General features: G+C 71.3%; 9 protein-coding genes. 7 read left to right on the top strand and 2 right to left on the bottom strand.

The window, feature by feature from the left end; genetic code table 11:
- Positions 1-180 (bottom strand): hypothetical protein (locus AB0G02_RS20190; protein WP_360796520.1); only part of this gene is annotated, 180 nt, incomplete at its 3' end.
- 129 nt (positions 181-309) lie between these two features.
- Here AB0G02_RS20190 and ahcY point away from each other — a divergent pair.
- Positions 310-1,773, top strand: coding sequence for an adenosylhomocysteinase (ahcY, locus tag AB0G02_RS20185; protein WP_360796517.1), 1,464 nt, complete (start codon positions 310-312; stop codon positions 1,771-1,773).
- A 55-nt stretch (positions 1,774-1,828) separates the two neighbouring features.
- Here ahcY and AB0G02_RS20180 read toward each other — a convergent pair whose 3' ends face one another.
- Positions 1,829-2,788 carry a hypothetical protein gene (locus AB0G02_RS20180; RefSeq protein ID WP_360796515.1) on the bottom strand — a complete coding sequence of 320 codons (960 nt, stop codon included), beginning with the start codon at positions 2,786-2,788 and terminating at the stop codon, positions 1,829-1,831.
- Between the two features lie 140 nt (positions 2,789-2,928).
- Between AB0G02_RS20180 and AB0G02_RS20175 the strand changes: the two genes are divergently transcribed.
- The 6 genes from AB0G02_RS20175 (at position 2,929) to raiA (ending at position 10,129) form a co-directional block, all read left to right on the top strand.
- Positions 2,929-3,570, top strand: a complete 642-nt coding sequence (locus tag AB0G02_RS20175) for a dTMP kinase (RefSeq protein ID WP_360796512.1) — start codon at positions 2,929-2,931, stop codon at positions 3,568-3,570.
- Positions 3,571-3,755: 185 nt separating this feature from the next.
- The gene (mtrA, locus tag AB0G02_RS20170; RefSeq protein WP_015104936.1) at positions 3,756-4,433 is read left to right on the top strand and encodes an MtrAB system response regulator MtrA; all 678 of its coding nucleotides are present in this window, start codon (positions 3,756-3,758) and stop codon (positions 4,431-4,433) included.
- Between the two features lie 140 nt (positions 4,434-4,573).
- Positions 4,574-6,295, top strand: coding sequence for an MtrAB system histidine kinase MtrB (gene mtrB / locus AB0G02_RS20165; protein ID WP_360796523.1), 1,722 nt, complete (start codon positions 4,574-4,576; stop codon positions 6,293-6,295).
- Positions 6,292-8,022 (top strand): LpqB family beta-propeller domain-containing protein, encoded by a 1,731-nt coding sequence (locus AB0G02_RS20160; protein WP_360796509.1) that lies wholly within the window; start codon positions 6,292-6,294, stop codon positions 8,020-8,022. The genes mtrB and AB0G02_RS20160 overlap by 4 nt, the downstream gene beginning before the upstream one ends.
- A 362-nt stretch (positions 8,023-8,384) precedes the next feature.
- The gene (locus tag AB0G02_RS20155) at positions 8,385-9,005 is read left to right on the top strand and encodes a phosphoribosyltransferase (RefSeq protein ID WP_360796506.1); all 621 of its coding nucleotides are present in this window, start codon (positions 8,385-8,387) and stop codon (positions 9,003-9,005) included.
- 431 nt (positions 9,006-9,436) lie between these two features.
- Entirely contained in the window at positions 9,437-10,129 is a 693-nt protein-coding gene (gene raiA / locus AB0G02_RS20150; RefSeq protein ID WP_360796503.1) for a ribosome-associated translation inhibitor RaiA, read from the top strand.
- Positions 10,130-10,271 lie beyond the last annotated feature (142 nt).

Here is a 10,271-nt window from a genome sequence, read left to right as displayed (position 1 = left end):
CTGCTGCCCCGGGCCGGGGCCCGGTCTGCGCAGCCGGTCGGCCGGGCGCACGACGCGGCCCAGCCCGTCGCCCGCCACGTCCACCGCCGCCACCGCGTCGACCAGCGACTGCGGCGTGGTGCCCTGGACACCGTGCACCCGCAGCTCGACCACCCGTGTGTCGGGGCCGGGAATCAGCACAAGTCCTCCCGTGAAACCTCACGTCAGCGTCGTCATACTGGTCCATCGACGCGCACTTGCCGCCGACCTCGGGGGTCCGGCGTGGCGGGCGGTAGTGTCAGGCCGTCACCCGATATGGAGGAACCCGCGATGACCGCCGAGAGGCTCCAGACCCGCAACGGCATCGACTTCGCCGTGGCGGACCTGTCCCTGGCCGAGTTCGGCCGCAAGGAGATCCGGCTGGCCCAGCACGAGATGCCGGGCCTGATGGCGCTGCGCCGCGAGTACTCGGAGGTCTACCCGCTCAAGGGTGCGCGGATCTCCGGCTCGCTGCACATGACCGTGCAGACCGCGGTGCTGATCGAGACGCTGGTCGAGTTGGGCGCCGAGGTCCGCTGGGCGTCCTGCAACATCTTCTCCACCCAGGACCACGCCGCCGCCGCGGTCGTCGTCGGCCCCCACGGCACTCCCGAGGAGCCCAAGGGCATCCCGTGCTTCGCCTGGAAGGGCGAGACGCTGGAGGAGTACTGGTGGACCGCCGAGACCATGCTGACCTGGCCCGACGGCGGCGGCCCGAACATGATCCTGGACGACGGCGGCGACGCGACGCTGCTGGTCCACAAGGGCGTGCAGTACGAGAAGGCCGGTGTCGTCCCGCAGCCCGAGGCGGACGACCCCGAGGAGTGGGTCCTCATCCTGGAGACGCTGCGCAAGTCGCTCGCGGCGGACAACGGCAAGTGGACCAAGATCGCCGAGGGCATCCGCGGCGTCACCGAGGAGACCACGACCGGCGTCATGCGGCTCTACCAGCTGGCCTCCGCCGGTGAGCTGCTGTTCCCGGCGATCAACGTCAACGACGCCGTCACCAAGTCGAAGTTCGACAACCGGTACGGCATCCGGCACTCGCTGATCGACGGCATCAACCGCGGCACCGACGTGCTGATGGGCGGCAAGGTGGCCGTGATCTGCGGTTACGGCGACGTCGGCAAGGGTGCGGCGGAGTCGCTGCGCGGCCAGGGCGCCCGGATCATCGTCACCGAGATCGACCCGATCTGCGCGCTGCAGGCCGCCATGGACGGCTACGACGTGCAGCGGCTGGAGGACGTCCTCGACCGCGCCGACATCGTGATCACCACGACCGGCAACAAGGACGTCGTCCGGATCGAGCACATGGCCGCCATGAAGCACCAGGCGATCGTGGGCAACATCGGTCACTTCGACAACGAGATCGACATGGCCGGCCTCGCCCGCTTCCCCGGCATCCAGCGGATCAACATCAAGCCGCAGGTCGACGAGTGGGTGTTCCCGGACGGCCACTCGATCCTGGTGCTGTCCGAGGGCCGCCTGCTCAACCTGGGCAACGCCACCGGTCACCCCAGCTTCGTGATGTCCAACTCGTTCTCCAACCAGGTGATCGCGCAGGTCGAGCTGTTCACCAAGTACCAGGAGTACGACAAGGAGGTGTACCGCCTGCCGAAGGTGCTGGACGAGAAGGTCGCCCGCATCCACCTGGAGGCGCTGGGCGGGCAGCTCACCAAGCTGACCAAGGACCAGGCGGAGTACATCGACGTGGACGTCGAGGGCCCGTACAAGCCCGAGCACTACCGCTACTGAGTCGTCCGGCAACGGCCGGGGCCCGCACGGGTCCCGGCCGTTCCCGCGTCCGCTCCTAGGTCCACTCGACGCTGATCCCGGCCACGCCGGGGCCGACGTCCTCGAAGTAGGCGCTGGCGAACCCGCCCAGCCCGCAGACCAGCTCCTCCAAGTCCACCGGAGCCGCCTCGGCGTCCACCCGGAACTGCTTGGTGCAGCGCGCGGGCAGGGCGCGGCGGTTGAACGCCAGTTGCAGCAGGTAGCCGCGGCACGGCTCGCGGAACGCCCGCCGGTGGCCGGGCGTGGGACCGCCGGTGTCGTCGACCACGGTGAAGCTGAACACGTGCTCCTCGCCCTCGGCGAGCCTGCGGTCGAACAGCAGCTCGAAGGCCAGCCCGCGGGTGACCAGCTGCCGGCGCAGCCGTCCCAGCCGGCAGCCCTCGCCCGGCCGCACGAGCGCGTTGTCGATCACGCAGCCCTCGTCGCCCTGGTGCACGGCCAGGAACCGGTCCGGCCCGGCCTTCGCCGCCCGCACCACCACCCGGGTGCTGATCGAGCGCTGCTCCCGCTCCGGTCCGATGAGCACGGTGTCGTGCACGGACAGCACCTCGATGTCGGTGTTCGCGCCGACGTCCGTCACGGACTCGAGGTCCGACAGCACCGGCACCGGCGACACCCAGCCGGTCGGCCTGATCGGCCTGGGCTGCGGCCGGTTGCCGACGAGCGCCACCAACGACTCCGGCGGCAGCCTCAGCACGGTCTCCAACGCGCGCACGGTGGCGATGGCGCGCGGCACTTCGGGGTGCCGCAGGCCGCGCTGCCAGTAGCTCAGGGTGGACTGCCCCACCTGGACGCCCAGTTGCTCCAGGTGCGCGCGCAGCCGTGCCAGCGACAGGCCGCGGTGCGCGATGGCGTCGTGCAGGGCCCGGTGGAACGGTCCGTAGCGCAGCGTCTCGGCGAGGCCGTTGGGCAGGCTCGCGGGCAGGTGGGTGGCCCGCTCGTCAACCGGTCTGGCGTGCCCGGAATCCGCGGTCACCGCGGCACCACCCTTTCGCGCAACCGGAAATGGGGTTCACCGTAGTCACTCAATCTGGTGACGCAAAGGATCTCTGGTCACCCAACTGGGCGACGTCATGCCGCCGATCGTGAGGGGGTAGGGCCCCTTAGGGTGTTCTCGTGGGAAAACTCGTCGTGATCGAAGGCCTCGACGGCGCGGGCAAGCGCACCTTGGCGAAGGCGTTGACCGACGCGCTGGCCGCGCGGGGTGCGAAGGTCGCGACCGGCGCGTTCCCCCGCTACGACGAGGACGTGCACGCCGACCTGGTGCGCGACGCGCTGCACGGCAGGCTCGGGGACCTGACCGACTCCGTGTACGGCATGTCGGTCCTCTACGCCCTGGACCGGCGCGGCGCGGCCGACCGGATCCGGTCCGAGCTCGACCGGTTCGACGTCGTGCTGCTCGACCGCTTCACCGCTTCCAGCGCTGCTTACGGGGCCGCGCGGCTGCACCAGGGGGCCGACGGCGAGTTCGTCGAGTGGGTGCGCTCGCTGGAGGTGGAACGCTTCGGTTTGCCGATCCCGGACCTGCACCTGCTGCTGCGCGTGCCCGCGGCCGTGGCGGCCGACCGCGCGGCCCACCGCGAGGCGGAGGAGGCCAGGGGGCGCGACCTGTACGAGTCCGACGGCGGTCTCCAGGCGCGGTGCGCGGCGGTGTACGACGGGCTGGCCGCCGCCGGGTGGCTGTCCCCGTGGGAGGTGCTGGACGGTACCGGTGACCTGCGGATCGATTCACTACTCGACCGGTGGTTCACCCGTTAGTGTAGGAAAGTAACAAAACGTCACCACTCCGCCGATGAGTCGCTGAGGATTCGCGGTCAGCGGGACGAGGTGGGTTCGTGGATCGGCGGCAGAGACTGGCTACGGAGTGGACGCGCACGACGACCAGCAGCGATGACCGCTGGGCGGTGCGTGGACTCCCGACCACTAGTGGGACGATGTTGAGTATGAAGGCACGCGTGCTCGTCGTGGACGACGACCCCGCTCTGGCGGAGATGCTGACCATCGTGCTGCGGGGCGAGGGCTTCGACACCGCAGTGGTGGCCGACGGCGCACGCGCGCTGCCCGCGCTGCGCGAGTTGAAGCCGGACCTGGTCCTGCTGGACCTCATGCTGCCCGGCATGAACGGCATCGACGTCTGCAAGGCGATCCGGTCGGAGTCCGGCGTCCCGATCGTGATGCTGACCGCGAAGAGCGACACCGTGGACGTCGTGCTGGGTCTGGAGTCGGGCGCGGACGACTACGTGGTCAAGCCGTTCAAGCCGAAGGAGCTGGTGGCGCGCATCCGCGCCCGCCTGCGCCGCACCGAGGCCGAGCCCGCCGAGGTGCTCCAGATCGGTGACCTGACCATCGACGTGCCCGGCCACGAGGTGCTGCGCGAGGGCAAGCCGATCCAGCTCACGCCGCTGGAGTTCGACCTGCTCGTGGCCCTGGCCCGCAAGCCGCGCCAGGTGTTCACCCGCGAGGTGCTGCTGGAGCAGGTCTGGGGTTACCGGCACGCGGCGGACACCCGGCTGGTGAACGTCCACGTGCAGCGCCTGCGCTCCAAGGTCGAGCGCGACCCGGAGCACCCCGAGGTGGTGCTCACCGTGCGCGGCGTCGGGTACAAGGCCGGCCCGCCGTGATCGGCCGTTCGGGAGACCGAACGGGACCACAGCGCGAGGTCGCGTCGGTCGTTCGCGACCCACCCCCCGGTGTTCGGCGTTTCCGATCCCCGGGCAGGCGGGTGCGGGCGGCCGACTTCCACGCGGCCGAGCCGCAGTCCGTGAAGCAGCGGCTGTTCACCACCGCGCGCCGCCTGGTCGAGCGCGCCCGTCGTCAGGTCGTCACGTTCGGCGAGCTGTGGCGGCGTTCGTTGCAGCTGCGGGTCGTGGTGAGCACGCTCGCGCTTTCGTCGGCCGTCGTGTTCGTGCTGGGCATGGTGCTCCAGGTGCAGATCACCGGCCAGCTGCTGGAGACCAAGATCGAGGCGGCGGTCCGGCAGACCGAGGCCAGCGCGGCGGCGATCCAGCCCGACCTGGCCGGTCTCAACCCCGGCCCGGACAGCGTCAAGACGCGGTTCACCACCGCCCTGAACAAGATCAACACCTCGGGCGTGGACCTCGACCCGACCAGTTCCGGCGCGGGCGCGTTCGAGCCGGTGCTCCGCGACCCCGTCGGCACCGGATCCGACGGCCTGCCGGTCGCCGTCGGCCAGTACGAGGACGTGCCCGACGGGCTGTTCAAGATGCTCGAACGCGGCAGCGCCGGCTACCAGATCACCACCGTGGAACGGGAGACCGGACCCACCACCCTGCTGGTCGTGGGCAAGCCGGTGAACAGCTCCGCCCGCGCCATGCACCTGTACCTGCTGTTCCCGCTGACCAGCGAGCAGGCCACCGCCGACGTCGTGCAGAGCACCCTCGTCGTCGGCGGCGTCGTGCTGCTCCTGCTGCTCGCGCTCATCGCGAACCTGGTCACCCGGCAGGTGGTGCGGCCCGTGCGGCAGGCCGCCGAGATCGCCGAGCGGTTCGCCGACGGCAGCCTCGACCAGCGGATGCCCGTCGTCGGTGAGGACGACGTGGCGCGGCTGGCCGAGTCCTACAACGAGATGGCCGCCAGCATCCAGCGCCAGATCCACCAGCTCGAGGAGTTCGGCCAGCTGCAACGCCGGTTCACCTCCGACGTCTCGCACGAGCTGCGCACACCGCTGACGACCGTGCGGATGGCCGCGGACGTGCTGCACGCCTCGCGCGAGCAGTTCCCCGGCGGCCTGGCCCGCTCCACCGAGCTGCTGGTCGACGAGCTGGACCGGTTCGAGTCGCTGCTCGGTGACCTGCTGGAGATCAGCAGGCTCGACGCGGGCGTGGAGGAGCTGGCCGCCGAGCTGGTCGACATCCGGGTGCTCGCCCGCCGCGCCCACGACGCCGTGCGCGCCATCGCCAACAGCAGCGGCACCACGATCGTGCTGGACCTGCCCGACCACGAGGTCACCGCCGAGCTGGACTCCCGCCGGGTCGAGCGCATCCTGCGCAACCTGCTGGCCAACGCCATCGACCACGGCGAGGGCATGCCGGTCGAGCTGACGCTGCGCGGTGACGGCGAGTCGGTCGCGGTGATCGTGCGCGACCACGGCGTCGGCCTGCGCCCCGGCGAGGCCGACCTGGTGTTCAACCGCTTCTGGCGGGCCGACCCGTCCCGCAACCGCCGCACCGGCGGCACCGGCCTCGGCCTGTCGATCAGCCTGGAGGACGCCCGGCTGCACGGCGGCTGGCTGGAGGCGTGGGGCGAACGCGGCCTCGGCGCGGTGTTCCGGCTGACCCTGCCGTGCAGCCTCGGCCACGAGCTGACCTCCAGCCCGCTCCCGCTGGAGCCGCCCGACCTGCCGCCCGTGGTCGACCCCGAACCGGACCAGCCCGAACCGGTCGAGGAGGTCGAGCTGACCGAGGAGGAGTTCACGTGGCAGCCCGCGCAACCGGTCACCGGCGAACGCGAGGAGGTCCGGTGAGGCTGCTCGCGGTGCTCCTGGCCGTGCTCGTCGCCGCGGGCTGCGCCGCGATCCCCACGGAGACCTCCCCGATCGCGGTCAACCCGTCGGCCGGTCGCGCCAGCGAGGCCGCCGCGCCCGAGCCGGTCACGGACATCGACCCGTTGACGCTGGTCCGCGAGTTCATCAACGCCTCGGCCAACCCCGAGGGCGACTACGCGGCGGCCAAGGCGTACCTGACCGAGGACGCGAAGAAGGCGTGGAACAGCAAGGGCACGCCGACGATCATCGACACGACGTTCAACACCGTGCCGACGCCGGGCCTGACGGCGGACGACAAGCACCGCACCGTGCTGCTGCAGGGCCGCAACGTCGGCCGGTTGCAGCTGGAGGACTACTCGTTCATCCAGCAGATCGGCCCCCTCGACACCCCCATCGGGATCGAGCGCGACGACGCCGACCAGTGGCGCATCTCCACCCCGCCCGACGGCATCTACGTGCCCCTGGGCGGGTTCCAGCAGAACTACCGGCGCGTGACGCTGTTCTTCTACAGCCCGGACTTCAGCGTGCTCGTGCCCGACCCGCGGTGGGTCGTCATCGCGCCGTCCACATCGATCCCGAGCCGGGTGACGAGCCTGCTGCTCAAGGGGCCTGCGGTCGGGATGCGGGGCGCGCTGGTCACCGCCATCCCCAACGGCGCCACGCAGCGCCGCAACACCTCCGAAGCCGACGACGGCGCGCTGGAAGTCGACCTGACGAAGGTCGGTGACATCACCGTGCAGGTCGGCAAGCAGATCGTGGCGCAGCTGGTGAAGTCGCTCGCGGGCGTCACCAGCAGCCGCATCCGGGTGCTCGTCGAGGGCCAGTCCATCAACGCCGACCAGCACGAGTGGCGACCCGCCGACGTGCAGACCGGCGAGGCCCTGACCACGCCCAACGCCGACCTGACGGGGCTGCTGGTGGGTGCCGGGCGGGTCAAGCAGCTCAACGGCGACCCGGTGCCCGGACCCGCCGGGTCCGGCGACTACCAGGTGCTCAGCGCCGCGCAGTCGATGGACGGCAGCCAGCTCGCCGTGGTGAGCAGGTCCGGGGACAGCTCCGTGCGGCTGCGCGTCGGCCCCAGGCAGGACCAGCTGGCCGAGGTCGACCTGCCCGCGACCACGATGTCCAGGCCGACGTGGCTGCTCAGCGGCCGGCAGGGCGAGCCGAGCACCGAGGTGTGGACGGTGGCCGACGGCCGCAACGTGGTGCGGGTGATCAGGACCGACAGCGGCTGGACGGCCAACGTGGTCAACGCCTCCGAGCTCACCGAGCTGGGCAACGTCACCGAGCTGAGGCTGTCCCGCGACGGAACCAGGGTGGCCGCCGTCGTGGGCGGGAAGCTCGTCGTGGCGGCGGTCGTGCGCGGTCAGGAGTCGGCCGTGTCGCTGCGGTCGCCGCGCCACCTCCAGCCGTCGGTGCTCGGCTCCAGCGCGTTGTCGCTGGACTGGCTGGCGCAGGACGTGCTGGTGGTCAGCACGTCGCTGGTGGCGTGGCCCATCGCGAAGGTCAACATCGACGGCATCAGGGTCGAGCGGTACAACACCTCGAACCTGACCGTGCCGGTCTCCTCGGTCACCGCCGCGCCCGGTCGCAACGTGCTCGCGGTCGACCAGAGCGGGTTGTGGAGCGCCAACGACGTGGGTGACGTGTGGCGCGCGTCGACGACCAAGGTGGACCGGGGCACGCAGGCGTTCTACCCGGGCTGACACCGCCCGACCGCGAACCCGCCCGACTCCCGCCGGCTGACGTGCGCCCGGCTCCAGCGGACCTGCGCCCGACTCCGGCCGGCGACCTGCCTACCGTCTGCCCGCGACGGCGCGCGTCGTGCTCGCGCCCGCGCCGGCCACGGGTCTTCTGGCCGCGCCGGCCGGTCCGGTCGCGGGGCGGCCGACGACCCACCCCGCTCCGCTGGTCGAGTCCGCATGCCGTTGGTCGGCCAAGGCGTGCTCCTCTCCCCGGTGCCGCGGGTGCCTTCGCACCCGCCACTTCCATCTTCACCCGATCGAGATCACCGCGCACCTCGGCGCAGGGGCCTGTTCTGTCGGGGGTCGCCGGCACCGTCGTACCCGTGCTGATCAACCTGCTGTTCCCGCCCCGCTGTCCCGGCTGCGGCACCTGGGGCGTGCGCCTGTGCGCCCGCTGCGCCGCCCTGTTCGGCCCACCGGTGCCCGTGCCCGGCGTCGGCCCGCCCGTGTTCGCGCTGGCCGCGTACGCGGGTGCGGCGCGGGAGCTGGTGCTGGCGTTCAAGGAGCGCGGGCGTCGTGAGCTGGCGGCCGTGTTCGGCGCGCTCGTCGCCGCCGCCCTGCCCGAGCTGCCCGGCGTGGGGCCCGACCCGTGGCTGGTCCCCGCGCCGTCGCGCGCCTCGGCCGCCCGCGCCCGCGGCGGTTCCCACGTGCTGGGAGTGGCGCGCGCGTCCGGCGCCTCCACCGCGCCCGCGCTCGCCTTCGCCAGGGGCGTCCGCGACTCCGTGCGGCTCGACGGGGCGTCTCGACAGGCCAACCTCGCCGGTCGGGTGCGGCTCGTCCCCGACCACCTGCCGCCGCCGAAGGCCTCGCTCGTCCTGCTGGACGACGTGGTGACGACCGGTTCCACGGCGCGGGAGTGCGTCGCGGTGTTGAAAGCGGGCGGGTTCCGGGTATCCGCCGTCCTCACGCTGACAACCGCACACCGAACCCACCCACACGGGTGAATCGCATCCGGGAACCTCCCGGAGCCCTCGCCCGTTGGCCGGTTATGACGCCCCCGCAGAGGCCGTTCGACGTAATCGCTCTGCTGACGGGTGCCTGCGCCGGCATGGGCCGTTCGGGTGAGCGGTTGTCGGCGGGGTGGTCCGGTGCGCCAGCCTGGCGTGCCGCCGGTAGCACGTTTTGGTCGCTCTGCGTCACGACGAGAAAATCTTCGAGTTCCCCCGCCCCGGGGGCTGTCGCAGCGGCGAATACCGGGCTAACGTGCACCGCTATCAGCGTTCCCGGCCCGCGGGGAGGAGGCGAACAGCCCATGACCCTGGCGCCGGTGGGGAGCTGAGGGACCACCCTCAGCGACAACTCCGCGAAGATGATCGCGAACCGGCGCCCAAGCGATCCGAAGCCATTGCTCGCAGCAAAGCGAGGGAGGTCGTGTATGGACATCGTCGTTAAGGGCCGCAACGTCGAGGTGCCCGATCACTACAGGGTTCACGTCGCCGAAAAGCTGGCCAGGCTTGAGCGTTACGACCGCAAGGTCATCCGCTTCGACGTGGAGCTCTTCCACGAACCGAACCGCAGGCAGTCCAAGAACTGCCAGCGGGTCGAGATCACCGGCAAGGGACGTGGCCCGGTGGTTCGTTCCGAAGCATGTGCGGGCGACTTCTACGCCGCCCTGGACGCCGCGGTGAGCAAGCTCGAGAACCGGCTGCGGCGGTCCCATGACCGCAGGCGAGTGCACCACGGGCGACGGGGCCCCACATCGGTCGCAGAGGCGACCAGCGGACTCGGGGAATCCCTTCCGCTCCGCCCCGACAACGACGGCGGCCAGGCACAAGGCATGTGGCTCGGCCACACCGCCGTGCTGGAAGCAGCCGAGCCGGAACCCGCGCGCGAGGGCATGGCGGAAGTGCCCGCGCAGCGCTGGGAAGACGGCATCGAGGACAACCTGCCCGGCCAGATCGTGCGCGAGAAAGAGCACACGGCCAAGCCGATGACCGTCGACCAGGCCCTCTACGAGATGGAACTGGTCGGCCACGACTTCTACCTGTTCTCCGACGCCGACAGCGGCCGTCCGAGCGTCGTCTACCGCCGGAAGGGGTTCGACTACGGCGTGATCAGGCTGGCCTGAGCCGCCACCTGACCACGGTCCCCTCACCCGACTTCCGCAACCCCCGGCGCGGTGCGCGCCGGGGGTTGCCGTGTCCAATGGCCGCTGCTTCGCAGACGGCGGCGAGGTCGCCGGGAAGTCGATCGTTCGCGACTCGTTTTCC

The sequence above is a fragment of the Actinosynnema sp. NPDC023658 genome, assembly GCF_040639995.1.
In the GTDB taxonomy this organism is placed as follows: domain Bacteria; phylum Actinomycetota; class Actinomycetes; order Mycobacteriales; family Pseudonocardiaceae; genus Actinosynnema.
The sequence above is the reverse complement of the archived record's forward strand: the minus strand, read 5'-3'. Positions and strand labels throughout refer to the sequence as shown.

Excerpts from the sequence above, each read along its gene's own strand:
- ahcY (WP_360796517.1), top strand. The coding sequence starts at position 310 with ATGACCGCCGAGAGGCTCCAGACCCGCAACGGCATCGACTTCGCCGTG.
- mtrA (WP_015104936.1), top strand. The coding sequence starts at position 3,756 with ATGAAGGCACGCGTGCTCGTCGTGGACGACGACCCCGCTCTGGCGGAG.
- raiA (WP_360796503.1), top strand. The coding sequence starts at position 9,437 with ATGGACATCGTCGTTAAGGGCCGCAACGTCGAGGTGCCCGATCACTAC.